Genomic DNA, 20,165 nt, shown 5'->3' on the forward strand with positions numbered 1-20,165 from the left:
TTCAGTCGGTGAGCCGGTGCCCGGTCAGCTCGACGAACGCGTCGTCGAGCGTCGCCTGCTCCAGCCGCAGGTCGGCGGCGGTGATCCGGTGCCGGGCGAGTATCGAGGTGACCGCGTGCAGCAGGTCGCCGGTGCCGCTGACCAGCACCTGCGTGCCGGTCCGCGTCACGGCGCTGACCTGCGGCAGGTCGGTGAGCAGCCGGTCGTCCAGTGGCGCCGAGGGCCGGAACCGTACCCGCTGCTCCGGTGCCACCGTCGCGACCAGCCCGGCCGGCGTGTCCAGCGCCGCCACCCGGCCCCGGTCGATCACCGCCACCCGGTCGCAGAGCCGTTCGGCCTCCGCCATGAAATGGGTGACCAGCACGATCGTCACGCCCCGGTCGCGTACCCGTTCGATCAGGCCCCAGGTGTCCCGCCGGGCCTGCGGGTCCAGGCCGGTGGTCAGCTCGTCGAGGATGGCGATCCGGGGCCTGCCGACCAGGGCCAACGCGATCGACAGTCGCTGCTTCTGCCCGCCGGAGAGCTTCGCGTACGGGGTGTGCCGCTTCTCGCCGAGGCCGAGTTCGTCGATCAGCCGGGCCGGGTCGTCCGGCTCGCGGTAGAACGACGCGTACAACTCCAGCGCCTCCGTGACCCGCAGCCGGTCCGGCAGTTGGCTCTCCTGGAGTTGCACCCCGACCTGCTGGCGCAGCCGGGCCCCGTCCCGGCGGGGGTCGAGCCCGAGGACCGACACCCCGCCCCCGTCAGGGACGCGCAGCCCGGCGACGCACTCCACCGTGGTGCTCTTGCCGGCGCCGTTCGGCCCGAGTACGCCGAAGATCTCTCCGGGCTCCACGGCGAAGGAGACGTCCGCCACCGCCACCGTCTCGCCGTACCGCTTGTGCAGACTGGTCACCTCGATGACCGACATGCCGCCGCCTCCCGCCGCCGTGTTCGCGTACCCCTCAAGCGTCGTGGCGGCGGCCCGGCGGCGGATCGACCAACGGGCGATGCTCGGCGACGGCCCCGGTTGATCCCGGCGATCCGTCAACTGGTTGATGTGGCGGCGGTGACTAGGCTCTGCGACGTGAACGCATCCGCGATCCCCGGCGCCGCCGTGGGCAGCGCCCGCCGGTTCGTCGGCGGCGCCACGCTGCTGCTGCGCGGTCTCGCCCTGTACGTCCGCAGCCCCGGCCTGATGCTGCTCGGCATCGTGCCCGCGCTGATCTCCGGGACGATCTTCCTCGCCGTGTACGCCACGCTGGTGTACTTCGTCGGCGACCTGGCCCGATTCGTGACGCCGTTCGCCGACGACTGGGCGACGACCGGACGCAACGCGGTCCGGGTGATCGCGGGCCTGGCGATCCTCGGCCTCGGCGGCCTGCTCACGGTGCTCACCTTCACGGCGGTCACGCTGGTCATCGGCGACCCGTTCTACGAGAAGATCTCCGAGCGGGTGGAGCAGCGGTACGGCGGCACCCCCGACGCGGTCGAGGTGCCGTTCTGGTCGTCGCTGCGGCGCAGCGTCGCCGACTCGCTCCGGCTGGTGGCGCTGGCCGTCCTGGTCGGCATCCCGCTGTTCGCCGCCGGATTCATTCCGCTGCTCGGCCAGACCGTCGTACCGGTGATCGGCGCGGCGGTCGGCGGCTGGCTGCTCGCCGTGGAGCTGGTCGGCGCGCCCTTCTATCGTCGGGGCAAGGGGCTGCGGGACCGTCGGGCCGTGCTGAAGGCGGACCGCCCCACCGCGCTCGGCTTCGGCGTGGCCGTCTTCGTCTGCTTCCTGATCCCGCTCGGTGCCGTCCTGCTGATGCCGGCGGCGGTCGCCGGTGCGGCCCTGCTGGCCCGCCGCTCGCTCGGCCAACCCATCACGGAGGCGTGACGGTGGACGTCACGCTGGTCGAGGGGGACATCACCGCCGAGCGGGTGGACGCGATCGTCAACGCCGCCAACTCGTCGCTGCTCGGCGGCGGGGGAGTCGACGGCGCCATCCACCGCCGGGGCGGACCGGCCATCCTCGCCGAGTGCCGTGCGTTGCGCGCGTCCCGGTACGGCCGGGGCCTGCCGACCGGGCAGGCCGTGGCCACCACCGCCGGTGACCTGCCGGCCCGCTGGGTGGTGCACACCGTCGGCCCGGTGTGGACGGACACCGAGGACCGCTCGCCGCTGCTGCGCGCCTGCTACGCCAACAGCCTGGCGGTCGCCGACGACCTGGGCGCGACCACCGTCGCCTTCCCGCTGATCTCCGCCGGGATCTACGGCTGGCCGGTCGACGACGCGGTCCGCCAGGCACTCTCGGTGCTGCGCGCGGCCAGCCCGACGACGATCACCGAGGCCCGACTGGTGCTGTTCGGTGCGGACACGTTGGCTGTCGCCGAGCGCGTCCAGGCGACCGGCTGACGCCTGCCGGCAGGGGCGGGACGGCCATGCCACCCCGCCCCTTCTCGACCGCTGCGGACCCGCCTCAGCGGGCCATCAGTGCGAAGACCCCCCAGCCCAGGTACTCACGCTGGTACCGCGTGTAGCGGACAGGCTCGGTGGTGAGCTCCGCCCGCACCGTGGCGGTCAGCTCGTCATCGGGGTTGTCGTCGAGCCAGCGGCGAAGGTTGAGCCACTGTGCCGCCTGGTAACGGTCCCAGCTGTCCTGATCGGCCAGCACCATCTCCACGACGTCGTACCCGAGGTCGCCGAACCGTTGGACCAGCTCCGGCAGCAGCAGGAAGTCCTCCACGTCCTGCGCCAGACACGCTCTGGCGGTCTCCCGATCCGGCACCTCCCGACGCCAGTACGGCTCGCCGACGAGCATCAGACCGCCGGGGCGGAGACTGTTGCCCAGCAGCTCGACGGTGCCGGTGACGCCGCCACCGATCCAGGTGGCGCCGACGCAGGCCACCAGGTCGACCGGCTCGTCCGCGACGTACCCGGAGGCGTCGTCGTGCACGAAGGAGACCCGGTCGGCGACGCCGAGTTCAGTGGCGCGGGCACGGGCCTGCCCGGTGAAGACCGTGCTGATGTCCACCCCGGTCCCGGTGATCCGATGGTCGCGGGCCCAGGTGCACAGCATCTCGCCCGAACCGCTGGCGAGGTCGAGCACGCGGGTGCCGGGGGCGAGGCGCAGCGCCTGCCCCAGGGCGGCTAGCTTGCCGGGAGTGAACGGGTTGTGAATGCGATGGTTACTCTCGCGAATGGTGAAGATACGTGGCAGGTCCACGGGAGGTGCTCCTCGGGTTCGATGAGGTCAGGGCGCCTGGGAAGGGCGGTCGACCGGAGCCGGTCGCCGCTGCTCGGACCGTCATCAATGCACCTCACTCGGAACGTCCGCTGGAATCCGGCCAGCGTAGGCGTGCTGTCCCCGACGCTTCCACCGATTTGCGCCGGAGCCGTCCGCCCCGCATCCGGCTCCGCCACGGTTCACAGCTCTCGTACGCAGGACCACTGGGTGGCGACCTGCCGATAACCGAGCCGGGTGTTGACCGCCAACATCGGCGCGTTCGCCGCATCGTTCCCGGTGTACGCGGTGGTGACCCCGTCCTGCGCCGCGCGGTGTAGCGCAGCCAGCTTGACCAGCCGGGCCAGTCCACGTCCCCGGTGCTGCGGCACCGTGCCGGTGTAATCCGACCACATCCGCGTACCGTCCCGCTTCACCAGGCTGATCGCGGCCAGCTCGCCGTCGACCTCGGCCCCGGTGCTGGCCTCCCGGTCCAGGCCGACGTTGTCCCAGGTCGTGGCGAGCCAGTCGGCGTAGCCGATCGCGCCGGACACGACGTCGCCCGGCTCGTCGGCACTGGCCAGTACGTCCACCCGGTGCACGTGGCGCGGGTCGACGTCCGCCAGCGGGACCAGCCGGACGCCGTCGGGAGGCGTCGGCATGGGCGGCAACGTGTGTAGGTCCAGGGCCGAGAAGTGCTCCTGGCGGCTCGGCGTGAAATGGTGCCGGCGGGCGAACGGCAGCGCCTCCGGCAGCGCACGCCCGTGCAACCGGGTCAGACCGAGCGGGGCGAGGTGCCTCTCCGCCTCGGCCAGCAGCGCACTGCCGATCCCGCGCCGCCGCTGGTCAGGGTGTACGTGCAGCAGTGACACCTCGCCGACCGCCTCGGCCGTGTGCTCGTTGCGGGACGCGCACACCCAGCCCACGATCTGCCCGTCGACCTCGGCCACGAAGCCGGTCCAGTGCAGACCCGGGGGCGGTGTGGCGATCAGTTGCCGGGTGGACGCGACGCCCCGCAGCAGGAAGGGGAGCACGAGTCTCCGCAGCGCGACCACCGCCGGGGCGTCGTCGGGGCGGGCCGGGCGGATGAGGAACGGTGCTTCAGGCATCCGGCGGAGGCTAGCGGGTCCACCGCCGGCTCCGCCTCGGGTTATCGCGGGAGGTGGGGAGAGTTGTTGTCGTTCCAGCGACAACAACTCTCCCCACCTCACCCGTCAGCCTCGATGTCGGGCGGCCCGTCGGGCTGCGGCCGGGCGGTGCCCGCGACGTGGGGCTGCGGCCGAGCGGTGCCGCGACGTGGGGCTGCGGCCGGGCGGTGCCCGCGACGTGGGCCTTGCCATCCGGCGGTCTGCGGGTGTGCGGGCGGCGCTGGGCAGCGCGGCGCGACCGTGCTGTGGCCGCGACGTCGGGTCACGTCGACGGGCGGTTCGCCGGGTTGCGGCTGGGCGGTGCCGTGACGTGGGGCCTTGCCAATCGGTGGACCCAGAGAGCTGGGTGCGATCTGACGACCCCGACCGCCCTTTCCGCACCGACCCCTGGTCTTTTGAGGTGTTAGGAAGGGACCCTTCCTAACACCTCAGGCTTCGCCGATCGGACTTCGGCCGTACCCACCCTCAGCCCTGCCAGCCGGCGGCCTCCAGGGCCGCGCGGAGCTGGGCCACCACCTCGGCCGGGCGGTGTCGGACGTCGAAGGCGGTGAAGCGGAGGATGCGGTCGCCCTCGATCCAGATCCGGTTCTGTCGGCGCAGGTCAGCAGCCCAGTGTCGGACGTCCATGTGGTGCCCGCCGTCGATCTCCACATGCAGCCGCCAGCGCGGCCAGTAGGCGTCCAGATAGCGCACCCGTCCGTCGGTGTCCCGCCGCCGATGTTGTCCCTGCGGGGGCGGCAGCCCGTGGCGACGGCACAGCCGGGTCAGGTCGATCTCGGAGAGCGCCTCCGCGCCGCCCGCGATGTCGTGCAGCGTCTCCCGGATCAGCGCGCCCCGGCGGGCCTGGGGCATCCGGTCCAACACCGCCCCGATCTCCGCCGGGGTCACCCGCCGCTGTTGGCAGCCGGCCGCGAGGATCAGTTGCGCCTCGTCGTCGGTACGCACCCACTGCGCCGCGTCGACCAGGGATCGTGCCGTCGACGTACGGTCGGGGCGGCCCCGCTGGCGGTCGGTGTCGGGCAGGTGTCGAGCCCGGCGTACCCGGACCGCAGGCAGGCCCAGCGGAAGCCGGCGCAGCAGGTCGGCGTTCTGCCGATCGTGCGGGATCAGCACGTCGACGATGTCGTAGCGATGAGTGCCGCGCAGCCCGCCGGCTGTCGCTGCTGCCAACCCGGCGAGGATCGCGCCCTCCCCGGCCGCGAGCACCGCCACCCACCATGCCTGCGTACGCGGGTACGGCCCACCGGGCGGCTCCGCCCGCAGGATGCCCCGGCACACCCGGCCCCATCGCCCGGACGCCAGCAGGTGGCGCACCTTGGCTGGGCTCAGCGCGGCCGTGGCCTGCGCCCAGGTGAGAATCCCCGACTGCTCGAACAGCAGCCACTGCAACGGGTCGGCGTCGTCTCGGGGCATCCGCACGAATCGATTGAACCCCGAGGTGGGTAGATCTGTTGTCGCTGGAACGACAATAAATCTCCCCACCTTCGTGGTCGCCCCGCCTTCGCATACCCGGGGAGAGCCGGGGTGCGGCAACAGGCGGCGTTCAGGGTGGGCGCCAGCCGGGTGCGGCAGAGCAGCGCACGAACCGGTTCCTGGGTGGGGCGGCTGGCGTACCCAGCCGGTTCCGGTGTGCGGCAGGTCGGCGCACCCGTTTGGTGCTGGGCCCGGGCCCGGCCGGTCACCTTGGTTGGTGCGGGCCTGGATCGGGCCGGTCGCCCTGTTCTGTTACGTGCGGGGCCTACTGCCGGGACGGTCACCCGGCCAGTGTCGGGCGTAGGCCGGAGACGGTCACCGGCTACAACGTCTGCCGGCTACGACGTCTCCCGGCTGTGACGTCTGCCGGCTGCGAGGTCAGCCGGCCGGTACGGCGGCGATCGCCTCGACCTCGACGAGCTGGTCGTCGTAGCCGAGCACCGCCACGCCGAGCAGCGTGCTCGGTGCGTCGTGGTCGCCGAAGGCGTCGCGTACCACCTCCCACGTCGCGACCAGGTCGGCCTGCTGGGTCGAGGCCACGTAGACGGTGCTCTTGACCACGTCGGCGAGGGTGGCACCGGCGGCGCGCAGGGCGGTCTCCAGGTTGGCCATGACCTGCCGGGCCTGGGCCGCGTAGTCACCGGGGGCGACGGTGTTCCCGTCGGCGTCCAGCGGGCAGGCTCCTGCGGTGTAGACCAGCCGGGTGGAGGGTTCCACGGTGGTCAGGTAGGCGTAGGGGGCGGCGCTGAGAGCGGGTACGGGCAGCAATCGGATGGAACTGGACATGCGCGGCAGGCTAACCAGTCCGGCGAGCCGCTTGCCACCTGGTTTCGATGTTAGGAAGGGACCCTTTCTATACACGAGGCGTTAATAAGGTGCCCTTCCTTGCACCAAGAGCGCGAAGCACGAAGCCGTCAGGCGGACTCGCGGATGATCAGCTCGGTGGGGAGGATCAGCGCCGGCTCGACGTCCTCCCCGGCGGCCAGGCGCAGCAGCAGGCGGGTGCCCTGCCGGCCCAGCTCGACTATCGGCTGCCGCACGGTGGTCAGCGGCGGATCGGTGTAGGCGGCGGTCTCGATGTCGTCGAAGCCGATCACCGCCACGTCGTCCGGCACCCGCCGTCCCGTCTCGCGGAGCGTACGCATGGCGGCGTGTGCCATCAGGTCCGACGCGGCGAAGACGGCGTCCAGGTCGGGGTGGGCGTCGAGCAGTTGCCGCATCGCCGCCGCCCCGGACTCGCGGGTGAAGTCACCGACGGCCACCATCTCCGTCAGTCCGGCGGCGGCCACGGTCTCCCGGTATCCGGTCAACCGCTCGATCCCGGCGACCATGTCCTGCGGGCCGGCGATGGTGGCGATCCGGCGGCGGCCCCCGTCGATCAGGTGCCGTACCGCGCGGGTCACGCCGGCCACCTGGTCGACGTCGACGTACGGGATGTCCGCCCCGTCGAGCGGGCGGCCGCTGCACACCACCGGGATGCCGAGCGCGGCCAGCTTGGCCGGGAGCGGGTCGGCGCCGTGCAGGGAGGCGAACAGCACCCCGTCGACGTGCCGACCGGTGGTGTACCGCTCCACCCGCTCGTGACCGGCCGGTGAGCCGGCCAGCATCAGCACGAGCTGCTTGTCGGCGGCCTCCAACTCCTGCGCGGCGCCCCGGATGATGCCGGGGAACACCTGGTCGTCGGAGAAGACCCGGGTGGCCTCCTCCGGCATGACCAGGGCGATCGAGTCGGTGCGTTGGGTGACGAGGGTGCGGGCGGCCAGGTTCGGCACGTACCCCAACTCGGCCACCGCCTGGCGGACCGCCTCCTGGATCGGCTCGGCGACCGTGGTCGAGCCGTTGACCACCCGGGAGACGGTGGCCCGGGACACCCCGGCCCGTCGTGCCACCGCTTCCAGAGTGGGCCGCTGCGCCCCCGTCATAGGAGAAACCACCATCTCGTCACAGCCCGTTCCGGGAGATCACCTCCTGGTACCACCGGGCACTCGCCTTCGGTGTACGCCGCTGGGTGAGGTAGTCGACGTGCACGATGCCGAACCGCTTCCGGTACCCCTCGGCCCACTCGAAGTTGTCCAGCAATGACCATACGAGATAGCCCCGCAGGTCGACGCCCCGGGCGATGGCCTCGTGCGCGGCACGCAGGTGGCCGTCGAGATAGGCGACGCGGTCGGAGTCCTGGAGCGGGCTCGTCGGGTCGGCGTTCTTGTCCGGAAAAGCCGCACCGTTCTCGGTGATCAGCAACGGCACACCGGGGTAGTCGGCGGCGATCCGCGTCAGCAGCCGGGTCAACCCGGCGGGCTCGATCATCCACCCCATGTCGGTCAGCGGACCGACCGCCGGTAGGAACTCCACCGCGCCCTCGGTGCCCGGGTACGCGCCGCCGCCCCCGCCGCCGTCCGGACGGCCCGCCACGTACGTGGGCGAGTAGTAGTTGATGCCGAGCAGGTCGATCGGCGCCGCGATGATCTTCTCGTCGCCGTCCCGGACGAAGGTCGGCTCGACCAGCCGTGCCACGTGCTCACGGACGTCGTCCGGGTACCCGCCGACCAGCAGTGGATCGAGGAAGATCCGGTTGTGCAGGCCGTCGACCAGGCGCACGGCGGCGGCGTCGGCCGCGCTGTCCGCGTCGGCGGGCTGCACGTCGGCGGGGTTGAGCGTGATGCCGACCCGGGCCGCCCCGCCGGTCCGCAGCGCCTGGGCGGCCAGGCCGTGCGCGAGCAGCAGATGGTGTACGGCGGAGAAGGCCGCCCCGGCGTCCTGCACCCCGGGCGCGTGCACCCCGTTGCCGTACCCGAGGTAGGCGGAGCACCACGGCTCGTTGAGCGTCGTCCAGGTGTCGATCCGGTCGCCGAGCCGGGTGTGCACGGCACTGGCGTAGGTGGCGAAGTGCTCGGCGGTGTCCCGGTCCGTCCAGCCGCCCCGGTCCTGCAACGTCTGCGGCAGGTCCCAGTGGTACAGGGTGACGATCGGGTCGATGCCCCGACCGAGCAGCGCATCGGTCAACCGGTCGTAGAAGTCCAGGCCGCGCGGGTTGACCGGCCCGCTGCCGTCGGGCTGGATGCGGGGCCAGGACACCGAGAAGCGGTACGCCTGGAGGCCCAGCTCGGCCATCATCGCCACGTCGTCGGCGTACCGGTGGTAGTGGTCGCAGGCGACGTCACCGGTGTGCCCGGCGTGGACCTTGCCCGGCGTACGGCTGAACGTGTCCCAGATCGAGTCGCCGCGCCCGTCGTCGCGGGCCGCCCCCTCGATCTGGTACGCCGCCGTGGCCGCACCCCACAGGAAATTGTCCGGAAAACTCAACTCGCTCATGCCGGCACTCCGCTTCGCTGCGTGCCGCCACGATGCACGGCCCTGTGTTGATGGTTCGCTCGCTGACGCTCGCTCATGCCGGCACTCCGCTTCGCTGCATGCCTGCCTGAGCCACCCTGTGTTGATGGCTCGCTCGCTGACGCTCGCTCACGCCTTCACCGCACCTTCCATGATCCCGCCGATGATCTGGCGGCCGAACAGGACGAACACCAGCAGCAACGGCAGCGTGGCGATGGCCGTACCGGTGAACACCTGGGACATGTCCTGGTAGTAGCCGTCGGACAGGGCCCGCAGCGACAACTGCACGGTGGGATTCTCCGGGTCGTTGAGCACCGCGTACGGCCAGAGGAAATCGTTCCACGTGGTCATGAAGGTGAGCAGGCCGAGCACGGCGGCGGCCGGCCGCAGTGCCGGTACCACCACGTTCCAGTAGATCCGGGCGGTGCCGCATCCGTCCACCCGGGCCGCCTCGATCAGCTCGGTGCTGACCGCCTGACCGGCGTACTGACGCATCATGAACACGCCGAAACCGGTGACCAGGGCGGGCAGGATCACGGCGGGCAGCCGGTCGTTCAGGTTCAGCTTCGTCATCAGGATGTACAGCGGAATGACGCCGAGCTGGGTGGGCACCATCATGGTGGCGATGATGACCATCAGCATCGCGTTACGGCCCCGGAACCGCAGCTTGGCGAAGGCGAACCCGGCCAGGCTGCAGAAGAACACCACCGAGACGGTGACCGTGGTCGCCACGATCGCGGAGTTGATCAGACCGGTCAGGAAGTAGGCGTCGGTGTTGTCGAAGAGCCGGGCGATGTTGGCGCCGAGGTTGCCGCCGGGCGTCATCGGTGGCGGCAACTGCCCCATCGCGTCGCTGCTGCGGCTGGCGACCACGAACATCCAGTAGATCGGGAAGAGCGACATCACGGTGGCGGCGATCAGCGCGCAGTACGTGAGCGGGCTGGCCCGCCAGAGCCGGCTCATCGCGCCACCTCGCTTCGCTCGGCGTCGCGACGAGCTACCGACGCGCTGCACCGAATGATTCGCTCGCTGCGCTCGCTCATCGCGCCACCTCGCTTCGCTCGGCGTCCCGACGAGGCCCCAACGCGCTGCACCGAATGATTCGCTCGCTGCGCTCGCTCATTGCGGGCCTCCCTTCCGCCCGCCGATTTTCGGGCGGGCACCGGCCCCGAGCCGGCGGATGATCAGTACGTTGATCGCCGCGACGATGGCGATCAGGGCGAAGAGCAGCCACGCCACCGCAGAGCCGTAGCCGAAGTTGTAGTAGGGCGCGAACGCGTTCTCGAACATGTACATGGTCAGCGTCTGCGACTCGCGCATCGGGCCGCCCCGGATCGCGTTGGTGCCGGAGTGGAACAGCCGTGGCTCGGTGAAGAGTTGGAGCCCGCCGATGGTGGAGATGATGACGCAGAAGATGATCGTGGGCTTGAGCAGCGGCACGGTGACGGCCCAGAACTGGCGGGCCCGGTTCGCGCCGTCGATCGCCGCCGCCTCGTACAGGTCGCGGGGGATGGCCTGCATGGCGGCCAGGAAGATCAGCGCGTTGTAGCCGGTCCAGCGCCAGTCGACCATGGCGGAGATGGCCACCCAGGAGGCGAACCGGTCGGACTTCCACCCGATCGGGTCGAGGCCCACCAGGTCGAGCATCCAGTTGACCATGCCGAACTCGCGACCGAACAGCACCCCGAAGACGATCGCCACGGCGGCCGTGGAGGTGACGTTGGGGACCAGCACCGCCATCCGCCACCCGGTCCGGAAGCGCAGGTGCCGGTTGAGCAGGTTGGCCAGCCAGAGCGCCAGGAGCAGCTGCGGCACGGTGCTGATCACGAAGATGCCGAGCGTGTTCACCACCGAGTGCCAGAAGTCGCTGTCGACCAGCAGCTGGGTGTAGTTGTCCGCGCCGATGAAGGTGGGATCGGTGCCGAGCAGGTCCCAGTCGTGCAGCGAGACCCAGAAGGTGTACGCCAGGGGCCACGCCCCGAAGATCGCGAAGATCACGAAGAACGGGGCGATGTAGAGGTAGGGCGAGTACTTCGCGTCGATCCGGCTCAGCCGGCCGGACCGGGGCGGGCGGGTTTTCCGCGGTGCCGGGGTGGCCGGCGGGTGCGCGTCGAGCTGCAACGCCATGACCCGTGACTCCTTTCCACGCCCCCGCCCCGCGCCGATCCAGGTTCGCCGTCGCGTCGACGTGGACGCGTCGGGTCCGGTGGATCGGCGACGGGGTGGGGACCGTCGGGCCGGCTACTTGGCGGCGGCCTTCTTGGCGTTGGCGATCGCGTCCTGCCACCCCTGCTCGGGGTTGCGCTGTCCCAGCTCGACGGTGCGCACGGCGTTCTCGACCTCGGTGCGTACGGCCTGGTTCTTCGGGCCCATGTAGACCGGCTTGAGGGTCTTGGCGCCCTCGCCGAAGATCCGGCCGACCGGCGCGCCGGAGAAGTACGCGTTGGTGGCCTCGGTGATGGCCGAGTCCTCCAGCGCCTGCGGCGACGACGGCAGCGGGCCCTTGGCCTTGAAGGCGCCGATGTGGCCCTCGGCGCTGGTCAGGAACTTGACCAGCTTGATCGCCTCTTCCTGGTTCTTGCTCTGGCGCGGCACGGCGAGGTGCGAGCCGCCCCAGTTGCCGCCGTCACCGGGCACCCGGGCGATGTCCCACTTGCCGTTGGCCTCCGGCCCGGCGTTGCCCTCGATCACCCCGGTCATCCAGGCGGGGCAGGCGATGGTGGCGAACTTGGACTGCTTGAAGGCGGAGACCCACTCGTCGGACCAGGAGCCGTACTTGCCGGACAGCCCGGCGTTGATGATCGCCATGGTGGTGTCCCAGGCCTGCTTCACCGCCGGGTTGCTGTCCACCACGAGGTTGTCGCTGGTGTCGTAGTAGTGGTAGCCCTGCGCGTTGCCGGCGGTCTGGAGCACGATCGTGTTGAACGTGTTGGTCGCCGCGTCCAGGAACGCGGCACCGGTGTTCGCCGCCTTGAACTTCTCACCGGTGGCGATGTACTCCTGCCAGGTCGGCCAGAGCTTCGAGACCTCTTCGCGGTCGGTCGGCAGCCCGGCCTTGTCGAACAGGTCGGTGCGGTAGCACATGGCCATGCCGCCGACGTCGGTGCCGAGGCCGATCAGCTTCTGGCCGTCGGCGGTGAGCCCCTGGTTCCACTTCCACTCCAGGAAGTTGCCCTTGAGGTCGGCGGCACCGTGGTCGAGGAGGTTGACGAAGTTGTCCGGGTTGGCCTTGTACTCGACCATCAGACCCTCTTCGATGGCGACCACGTCACCGGCGCCCTTGCCCGCCGCGAGCCACTGGGTCAGCTTCGGCGAGTACTCGTCGAGGTTGCCGCCGGTGCCCCGCTCGACGATCTTCACGCCGGGGTTGGCGTCCATGTACTGCTTGTACAGCTCCTCGTAGCCGAACTGTCCGAAGACGTCGACGGTGAGGGTTGTCGTGCCGTCCTCGGCGTCGTCGCCGCCACCGCAGCCGCTGGTGACGAGCAACGCGCCGACGGCGGCCAGGGCGACCGCAGCGAGGCGGTGGCGCGGGAAGGTGCCCATGGTCTGGTGACCCCTCTCAGGTCGGGGTGGTGGTGGATTAAGTCCAGAGAGCGCTCTCACGAAGCTTGCGGTCCGCCCTCGATCGATGTCAAGAGAGCGCTCTCTCGGCGAGGTCACAGAATGGCCACGGGCGGCCCTCCCGATCGGAAGGGCCGCCCGTGGCGTGTCGGTGCGGTGGGGCTCAGGCGGCGCGGATCCCCTCCAGCAGGGCGCGGTCGCCCGCCACGGTCAGGGTGTCGAAGCTGACCCGCCCCCAGAGCGCCAGCAGCAGGTCGCTCGCGGTGGCGTTGACGTGTACCCGGGCATGGTGGTCGTCGTGGTCGAGGATGGTGCCGGTGTCGAGCAGGGCCACCCCCTCGCCGCGCAGCCGCAGATACCACTCCTGGGCGGCGTCGCTCGCGCTCAACCGCACCACGCCGCGCCACTCCCCGGTCGCCGCCCGCCGACCCGCCGGCAGCCAGGTGTCCAGCACCTCACTCACCCCGTCGGCCGCGAGCTTGGCCTCGACCGGTTCGCCGGCGGCGATGGCGAGCTGGGCGTCCCAGCGGTGCACCGCGGTCTCGTGGGCCATCCGACGCGGCCAGAAGCCCGCCTTCTTCGGCTGCGGTGCCCAGTTCCACGCCGGAGCCTCGGGGTCGAGGGCGTCGAAGAGGGTCATCAGCTCGTCGTACGCCTGCTGCCACTGCGCCGCCGCGGTCACACCCGGCACCGGCTCGACCGGCTGTGCCCGGCGCTCCGGTGCGGTCGTCCCGCCCGAACCCACGATCGCGTGCGCCCAGCGGTAGACGCCGGCGAGATGCAGGGCCAGGTCGGCGACCGTCCAGCCGGGGCAGGAGAGCACGGGTGTCTCAGGCGGGGCCTCGGCCACCGCAGCGGCGAACGCCGGCCCCTCCGTCCGAAGCGCGCCGATCCAGAAGTCCTTGCTGCCCTGCAATCTGCTCATCGCCATCCTCCCGGGGGTGACCCGGCCACCAATGGGTGCCGCGGCTACCCACCAGCCTAGGGTGAAAGGCGTGTTCGACGCCTACGCCCAGCCGACAGTCGCCACTGAACCCGCCAGCACCGGCGATCTGGCGCAATACACGACATTACGCTTGGGTGGCCCGGCTCGCCGGATCGTCACCGCCACCACCGAGGACGAGATCGTCGCCCGGGTACGCGAGGCGCAGGACGACGTTCTCCTGCTCGCGGGCGGTAGCAACGTGGTGGTCGGCGATGCCGGCTTCCCCGGCACCGTGGTCCTCGTCCGGTCCCGGGGACTGCGCGTGCTCGCCGAAGACGAGGCGAACGTCACCGTACGCGTCGAGGCCGGCGAGCCGTGGGACGACCTGGTCGCCGCGACCGTGGCCAACGGCTGGTCCGGGTTGGAGTGCCTCTCCGGCATCCCCGGCTCGACCGGAGCGACCCCGATCCAGAACGTCGGAGCGTACGGGCAGGAGGTCGCGGACACCATCGTCGGCGTACGCGTCCACGACCGGGTCACCGGTGAGGTGACCACGGTCCCCACGGTGGACTGTGGCTTCGCCTACCGGGCCAGCGTCTTCAAGTACAGCGAGCGGTTAGTGGTGCTCTCGGTCGACTTCCGACTGACCCGCTCGCCGCTGTCCGGCCCGGTGCGCTACGCGGAACTGGCCCGGACGCTCGGTGTCTCGGTCGGCGACCGGGTGCCGGCGGCCCAGGCACGCGCCACCGTGCTGCGGCTGCGCGCAGGCAAGGGCATGGTGCTGGACCCGACCGACCCGGACACCCGCTCGGTCGGCTCGTTCTTCACCAACCCGGTGCTGGACACCGCCGGCTACGAACTGCTGCGGCAGCGGGCCGCCGACATCGGTGAGCCACCGGCCTGGCCGGGCGCCGGGGACCGGGTCAAGATCAGTGCGGCCTGGCTGATCGACAAGGCGGGCTTCGGCAAGGGCCACCCCGGCCCCGAGGGCGTCGCCATCTCCAGCAAGCACACCCTGGCGCTGACCAACCAGTCCGGCACCGCCAGCACCGACGCCCTGATCACGCTGGCCCGCGAGATCCGCGACACGGTCGAGGCCCGCTTCGCCGTGACGCTCCACCCCGAACCCGTCCTCGTCAACTGCACCATCTGACCCCGCACCACACCCGCACCCGCCCGCCGCGCCGCGCGGTCGTCGGTGGGTGCGGCCGAGATGTAAGGAAGGGACCCTTCCTATACACGAGGCGTTAGTAGGGGACCCCTCCTTACACGCGTCCCTGCCCGCGGCCTCGCGGGGCGACGGCGGGCCAGGGGATCGTCAGCTGGCCCTGACGCCACTCGCGGGGGCGGCGCAGCACGGGCCAGCCCTGGGTGCGGACCGTGGAGACCGCGCGCAGCCAACGTTGGCGCGGGCCGAAGGGGGCGTAGCCGGCGGCAGCCCGCCAGGCGTCGTCGAGAGCCCGGATCAGGTCGTGGATCGGCTCGCCCGGCACGTTCCGGTGGATCAGCGCCTTGGGCAGCCGTTCGGCCAACTCGGCCGGACTCTCCAGGGTGGTCGGCCGGGCGGCCAGGGTCAGCGTACGAGGGCCGGTGGAGTCGAGCAGGATCCAGCTGCCCAGTCGGCCCGGCTCGTCGCAGGTGCCCTCCACCAGCAGGCCGCCCGGGGCCAGCCCGGCGAGCACGGTGGCCCAGGCGGCGGCCACCTCGCTCTCGTCGTACTGCCGCAGCACGTTGAAGGCGCGGACCACGGTGGGCCGGAGCCCGGCCAGCTCGAAGCCGCCCCGGGCGAAGGTGAGTCCGGGCGGGTCGGCGGCGGGCTGGGCGGCGTCGACGCGTACCGGATCGATCTCCAGCCCGACCACCCGCACGTCGCTACGGACCCGCGCGGCCAGCCGGGCGCGCAGCTCCACCGCCGTCACCGGCGTGGCACCGTACCCGAGGTCGACCACCAGCGGGTCCGGCGCGGCCCGCAGCGCGTCCGCGCAGTTCTCCACCATCCAGTTGTCCACCCGGCGCAGCCGGTTGGGATTCGTGGTGCCCCGGGTCACCACACCGAGCGGCCGGGATGCCCGCGTCGCCATCGTGCGAACCGGCTCAGCTCGCCCGGTGGACCCTGGGCCGCGCTGCCGGTGCGACGAGGAGGCGGCGGCCCTCGTGAGCCGGTCGACGGGCGGTGGCCGCGCCGACCCCGCTGGCGGCTCCGGTGACGACGGCGACACGACTCATCCGGCCATTCTCGCCTCTCCTGCGGTCGCCGGAAGCGGCACCCTGGTGATGAGGTCGGTCACGCCGGGGCACCTGGACGGCGTATTTCCGGCCGCCGATCGGGAAGATGACATCCGGCGTGGAGGTTGACGCAGGAGCGCCGGTCGTGCGCGACGGCATCAACCGTGGCAAAGGGAGCGGACGTGGCGGAAATGCACACCGGTGTAGGACGTCAGCGCGGTGCCCTGCCGTGGCCCCGCCCCCGGCGGATCGCGACGCTCTCGGTGCACACCTCACCCCTGCACCAGCCGGGTACCGGCGACGCGGGCGGTATGAACGTCTACATCCTGGAGGTCGCCCGGCGGCTCGCCGAGGCGGACGTGGCGGTGGAGATCTTCACCCGCGCCACCTCCGGCGACCTGCCCCCGGTGGTGGAAGTCGCCCCGGGCGTGCAGGTACGGCACGTGATGGCCGGTCCGCTCGAAGGACTGACCAAGGAGGAACTGCCCGGCCAGCTCTGCGCCTTCACCGCCGGAGTGCTGCGTGCCGAGGCGGCCCGCCCACCGGGCCACTACGACCTGATCCACTCCCACTACTGGCTCTCCGGCCAGGTCGGCTGGCTGGCCAAGGAGCGCTGGGGCGTACCGCTGGTGCACACCGCGCACACCCTGGCCAAGGTGAAGAACGCGCGGCTCGCCGCCGGGGACCGGCCGGAACCCAAGGCCCGGGTGATCGGCGAGGAACAGGTGGTCGCCGAGTCCGACCGGCTGGTGGCCAACACCGAGGTCGAGGCCCGGGACCTGATCGACAGGTACGACGCCGACCCGACCCGGGTCGCGGTCGTCGAACCCGGCGTGGACCTCGACCGGTTCCGGCCGCTCTCCGGCGACCGGGAGGCCGCCACCGTCGCCGCCCGTACCCGGCTCGGCCTGCCCGTCCAGGGCCACCTGGTCGCCTTCGTCGGCCGGATCCAGCCACTCAAGGCCCCGGACGTGCTGATCCGCGCGATCGCAGCGCTACGTGACCGGGACCCGGTCCTGGCGCAGGAGGTGGCGGTGGTGATCTGCGGCGGTCCCAGCGGCAGCGGACTGGACCGGCCCACCGCGCTGATCGAACTGGCCGCCACGCTCGGTGTCACCGACCGGGTGCACTTCCTGCCGCCGCGCACCGGCGCCGACCTGCCCCTGCTCTACCAGGCAGCCGATCTGGTCGCGGTGCCGTCGTACAACGAGAGTTTCGGGCTGGTCGCGCTGGAGGCCCAGGCCTGCGGTACGCCGGTGGTGGCCGCCGCCGTGGGCGGTCTGGTGACCGCCGTACGCGATCAGGTCAGCGGCGTACTGGTCCGTGGGCACGACCCCGTCGACTGGGCGCGTACGCTCGGCCGCCTGCTGCCGGACCGGGCCGGCCGGGCCGAGCTGTCCGTGGCGGCGGCTCGACACGCTCGCGACTTCTCCTGGCACCGCACCGCCGCCAGCCTGCTGACGGTCTACGGCGAGGCGATGGCTGCCCACCGTGCCCGCCTCACCGCCGAGCTGACCGCGTCCCGCTCCTGGTAGCGGTACCCGCGAGAGCTCGCACCCTGCGTGTAAGGAAGGGACCCCTGCTAACGCCTCGTGCATAGCAGGGGTCCCTTCCTAACACCTCGGCGACCCGGCGTACGCACAGTGCCGGCCGTAGAGTTGATCCGATGAGTGACCTTGGGGCCCTGATCGAGTCGGTTTGCGCCGAGCGGGAGCTGGACTGGGAGTCCACCGGTCCGGGGTCGTACGCGGTGACCCTGCCCGGCACGCACAAACTCAAGACGGTCTGCAACCTGATCGTCGGCGAGCACGCGTTGCGGATCGAGGCGTTCGTGATGCGCCAGCCGGACGAGCGGCGCGAGGAACTGTGGGCCTGGCTGTTGCAGCGCAACGCCCGGATGTACGCCGTGTCGTTCTCCGTCGACGCGTCCGGGGACGTCTACCTGACCGGCCGGGTCAACCCCGCCGGTGTCGACGCCGACGAACTCGACCGGCTGCTCGGCGCGGTGCTCACCTACGCCGACGAGTCCTTCGACACGATGCTGGAAATCGGCTTCGGCAGTTCGATCCGGCGGGAGTGGGAGTGGCGGGTCAAGCGGGGTGAATCCACCGCGAACCTCGCGGCCTTCGCGCACCTGTTCGAGCCGTCGCCGCAGCAGGTCGAGCCATCATCGCAGGACGAGGTGTCTCCGCAGCCCGAGCCGTCTGCGCATGGCGAGGCACAGCCGTAGCCTGGCGGGCCCTCCTCACCACTGCACGTCGAGCTGTCTCCGCAGCCCGAGCCGTCTCCACAAGGCGAGACGTCCCTGCGGGGCGAGCCGCAGCCGTACCGGGGTGAGGGGTGTCCGCAGGGCGAGCTGTCGCCGTAGCTGAGTGCGTCCCCGCAGGGGGCGGGTCGTCCGGCGACGACCGGGGATTCGGATCGCTTCTGGCGGGTAAGCCGCCGCACCGCGCGGTGCGGCGTTCGGGACCCGCCGCGCCGAGACCAAGTGTCGAGGAGCGTGAGCGTCCATGGCTCAGCGAAGCAGCTCGGGTCGCGGCGGGACCGCGACCAGCACCACCCGACGGAGCAGCAGCAGCGGACGGATGTCGGAGTCGGAGATCTCGCAGATGCGGGCGGAGGACATCCGGGGCCAGTTGCGGCGGTACGGCGTCTCGGGCATCTCCGCGTTGCGCAAGCCGGAGCTGGTGAAGGCGCTGGCGAAGACCCTGCGGTCCGGTGGTGCCGCCCGTCGCAGCAGTGGTCCGGCCGGTCGGGCCAAGGCCACGAAGGCGTCCGGTACGCGGCAGACCACGTCGTCCCGCATCGCTCCGGGCCGGGCGAAGGCGGCACCGGCTAAGCGCGCAGCGTCGGCCCGGAAGGCGACGACCGCAACGACCCGCAAGGCGGCCACCGCCCGGAAGAGCACCAGCGCGGCCCGGAGCACCACCTCGGCCCGCAAGACCAGCACCGTGGCCGGCAAGGCGACCACCGCCCGCAGGGCGACTCCGGCCCGAAAGGCCACGCCCGCCCGGAAGACGGCCACGGCCCGCAAGGCGACGACGGCCCGAAAGGCGACGACCGCCCGCAAGGCGATTCCGGCCCGGAAGGCGACCACGGCCCGGACGACCACGACGGCCCGCAGGACCACGTCGGGCCCGGCGCGAAAGACGACCACCGCCCGCAAGACGACATCGGCCAGCAAGGCGACGACAGGCCGCAAGACGACGTCGGCCAGCAAGGCGACGACAGGCCGCAAGACGACGTCGGCCAGCAAGGCGACGGCAGCCAGCAGGGCGACGACGGCCCGGAAGACGGCCACCGCCGGTAAGGCGACGACGGCCGGCAGGACGACAGCGGCCCGGAAGACGACGGCGGCCCGGAAGACGACAGCGGGCCGGAAGACGACGGCGGGTCCGGGCAGGAACACGACCGGTGCGGCCCGCACGAGCACGGCCCGGAAGGCCACGTCGGGCCGGTCCGGGGCGGCGAAGGCCACGTCGTCGCGGGGCGGGGCGGTGCGTGCCGGTGGGTCGACCGCGCGGTCGGTCCGGTCGTCGCAGGTCATCTCCTCGGTGCAGGACCGGCCGGAGCGTCCCGGTCGCAGCCTGGTCACCACCGACCACGACGTGATCCGGCGGTGGGCCCAGGCGCGCGGTGCGAAGCCGGCGACCATCAACGGTACCGAGCGGGACGGCCGGGCCGGGGTGCTGACGTTCAACATCCCGGGTTACCGGGAGAGCAGCCGGATCCGCGAGATCACCTGGGAGGAGTGGTTCCGCACCTTCGATCTGCGGAGACTGAACCTGATCTTCCAGGAGCAGCTGCGGGACGGTCGACCGAGCAACTTCTTCCGGACGGAGTCACCCGATCGGGAGGACGGCTGAGGTTTGCGGGAATCTCGGTCGGGTACCCGCTGTTGGCGCCGAGCAGGGGCAAACACGCAGCTCAGGGGACTCCAACTGCGCGTTGTGACGGGCGAGACAGCCGTTCGAGTTGAATCGCCCCCGCTGGCCGAACTAGCTTTATTACACCGCGCCACGCTCGGAAACGTTCGGGGGAGCGGCGGATCGATCAGGTCCGTGCACCGAGTGGGGTGTCGGGGGACGGGTGGATCAACACCGTTGGGGGACGGTGCCCCACCTGTTTGGACCGGCGGCGTGAGCGGGCGTCGCTTACGGGGGTGAGTGCCGCCCGCCGCCGCCGGTCGTACGACGCGAGTGCCCGGTACGCCCCGCGTACCGGGCACCACGCGTTCTCGGGGCCGGCCGTGTCTCAGGATGCGGCGGCGACCGAGGTGCCGACCGGCTCGGCCGGGGCCCGCCGTAGCGCGGCC

At 71.6% G+C, this 20,165-nt stretch carries 18 protein-coding genes; 6 read left to right on the plus strand and 12 right to left on the minus strand.

Annotated elements, in window-relative coordinates; translation table 11 throughout:
- Position 1 precedes the first annotated feature (1 nt).
- A complete protein-coding gene (locus EYA84_RS03430; protein WP_131051533.1) occupies positions 2 to 910 on the minus strand; it encodes an ABC transporter ATP-binding protein in 909 nt (302 codons plus the stop codon).
- A gap of 156 nt (positions 911 to 1,066) precedes the next feature.
- Here EYA84_RS03430 and EYA84_RS03435 point away from each other — a divergent pair, with 156 nt between their 5' ends.
- On the plus strand, positions 1,067 to 1,858 hold the full coding sequence (locus EYA84_RS03435) for an EI24 domain-containing protein (RefSeq protein WP_131051534.1): 792 nt from the start codon (positions 1,067 to 1,069) through the stop codon (positions 1,856 to 1,858).
- 2 nt (positions 1,859 to 1,860) lie between these two features.
- Entirely contained in the window at positions 1,861 to 2,376 is a 516-nt protein-coding gene (locus EYA84_RS03440; RefSeq protein WP_131051546.1) for an O-acetyl-ADP-ribose deacetylase, read from the plus strand.
- Between the two features lie 64 nt (positions 2,377 to 2,440).
- On the opposite strand, the gene EYA84_RS03445 is transcribed toward EYA84_RS03440, so the two are convergent.
- The 10 genes from EYA84_RS03445 to EYA84_RS03490 all read right to left on the minus strand — a co-directional run bounded on the left by EYA84_RS03445 (position 2,441) and on the right by EYA84_RS03490 (position 13,624).
- A complete protein-coding gene (locus EYA84_RS03445) occupies positions 2,441 to 3,187 on the minus strand; it encodes a cyclopropane-fatty-acyl-phospholipid synthase family protein (protein ID WP_131051535.1) in 747 nt (248 codons plus the stop codon).
- 200 nt (positions 3,188 to 3,387) lie between these two features.
- Positions 3,388 to 4,293 carry a GNAT family N-acetyltransferase gene (locus EYA84_RS03450; protein ID WP_131051536.1) on the minus strand — a complete coding sequence of 302 codons (906 nt, stop codon included), beginning with the start codon at positions 4,291 to 4,293 and terminating at the stop codon, positions 3,388 to 3,390.
- Positions 4,294 to 4,797: 504 nt separating this feature from the next.
- Positions 4,798 to 5,745 carry an endonuclease domain-containing protein gene (locus EYA84_RS03455; RefSeq protein WP_131051547.1) on the minus strand — a complete coding sequence of 316 codons (948 nt, stop codon included), beginning with the start codon at positions 5,743 to 5,745 and terminating at the stop codon, positions 4,798 to 4,800.
- Positions 5,746 to 6,183: 438 nt separating this feature from the next.
- Positions 6,184 to 6,591: a RidA family protein gene (locus tag EYA84_RS03460; RefSeq protein ID WP_131051537.1), complete on the minus strand. Its 408-nt coding sequence runs from the start codon at positions 6,589 to 6,591 to the stop codon at positions 6,184 to 6,186.
- Positions 6,592 to 6,719: 128 nt separating this feature from the next.
- Positions 6,720 to 7,727: a LacI family DNA-binding transcriptional regulator gene (locus tag EYA84_RS03465; RefSeq protein WP_131051538.1), complete on the minus strand. Its 1,008-nt coding sequence runs from the start codon at positions 7,725 to 7,727 to the stop codon at positions 6,720 to 6,722.
- 19 nt (positions 7,728 to 7,746) lie between these two features.
- Positions 7,747 to 9,117 (minus strand): GH1 family beta-glucosidase, encoded by a 1,371-nt coding sequence (locus EYA84_RS03470; protein WP_131051539.1) that lies wholly within the window; start codon positions 9,115 to 9,117, stop codon positions 7,747 to 7,749.
- A 147-nt stretch (positions 9,118 to 9,264) separates the two neighbouring features.
- Positions 9,265 to 10,098, minus strand: coding sequence for a carbohydrate ABC transporter permease (locus EYA84_RS03475; RefSeq protein WP_131051540.1), 834 nt, complete (start codon positions 10,096 to 10,098; stop codon positions 9,265 to 9,267).
- A gap of 156 nt (positions 10,099 to 10,254) precedes the next feature.
- A complete protein-coding gene (locus EYA84_RS03480) occupies positions 10,255 to 11,262 on the minus strand; it encodes a carbohydrate ABC transporter permease (RefSeq protein ID WP_131051541.1) in 1,008 nt (335 codons plus the stop codon).
- Between the two features lie 114 nt (positions 11,263 to 11,376).
- Positions 11,377 to 12,681, minus strand: a complete 1,305-nt coding sequence (locus EYA84_RS03485) for an ABC transporter substrate-binding protein (RefSeq protein ID WP_131051542.1) — start codon at positions 12,679 to 12,681, stop codon at positions 11,377 to 11,379.
- A gap of 181 nt (positions 12,682 to 12,862) precedes the next feature.
- A complete protein-coding gene (locus EYA84_RS03490; protein ID WP_131051543.1) occupies positions 12,863 to 13,624 on the minus strand; it encodes a maleylpyruvate isomerase family mycothiol-dependent enzyme in 762 nt (253 codons plus the stop codon).
- Between the two features lie 70 nt (positions 13,625 to 13,694).
- Between EYA84_RS03490 and EYA84_RS03495 the strand changes: the two genes are divergently transcribed.
- On the plus strand, positions 13,695 to 14,777 hold the full coding sequence (locus tag EYA84_RS03495) for a UDP-N-acetylmuramate dehydrogenase (RefSeq protein ID WP_255446595.1): 1,083 nt from the start codon (positions 13,695 to 13,697) through the stop codon (positions 14,775 to 14,777).
- A gap of 112 nt (positions 14,778 to 14,889) precedes the next feature.
- Here EYA84_RS03495 and EYA84_RS03500 read toward each other — a convergent pair whose 3' ends face one another.
- Positions 14,890 to 15,705 (minus strand): class I SAM-dependent methyltransferase, encoded by an 816-nt coding sequence (locus tag EYA84_RS03500; protein WP_131051544.1) that lies wholly within the window; start codon positions 15,703 to 15,705, stop codon positions 14,890 to 14,892.
- Between the two features lie 327 nt (positions 15,706 to 16,032).
- On the opposite strand from EYA84_RS03500, the gene mshA reads away from it, so the two are divergent.
- The 3 genes from mshA (at position 16,033) to EYA84_RS34025 (ending at position 19,716) form a co-directional block, all read left to right on the plus strand.
- Positions 16,033 to 17,385, plus strand: coding sequence for a D-inositol-3-phosphate glycosyltransferase (mshA, locus tag EYA84_RS03510; RefSeq protein WP_131051545.1), 1,353 nt, complete (start codon positions 16,033 to 16,035; stop codon positions 17,383 to 17,385).
- Positions 17,386 to 17,516: 131 nt separating this feature from the next.
- Positions 17,517 to 18,080, plus strand: a complete 564-nt coding sequence (locus tag EYA84_RS03515; RefSeq protein ID WP_236145575.1) for a YbjN domain-containing protein — start codon at positions 17,517 to 17,519, stop codon at positions 18,078 to 18,080.
- Positions 18,081 to 18,924: 844 nt separating this feature from the next.
- Positions 18,925 to 19,716, plus strand: coding sequence for a hypothetical protein (locus EYA84_RS34025; protein WP_394347544.1), 792 nt, complete (start codon positions 18,925 to 18,927; stop codon positions 19,714 to 19,716).
- The last annotated feature ends 449 nt before the right edge of the window (positions 19,717 to 20,165 follow it).

It is taken from the genome of Verrucosispora sp. SN26_14.1, assembly GCF_004307965.1.
Taxonomy (GTDB): domain Bacteria; phylum Actinomycetota; class Actinomycetes; order Mycobacteriales; family Micromonosporaceae; genus Micromonospora.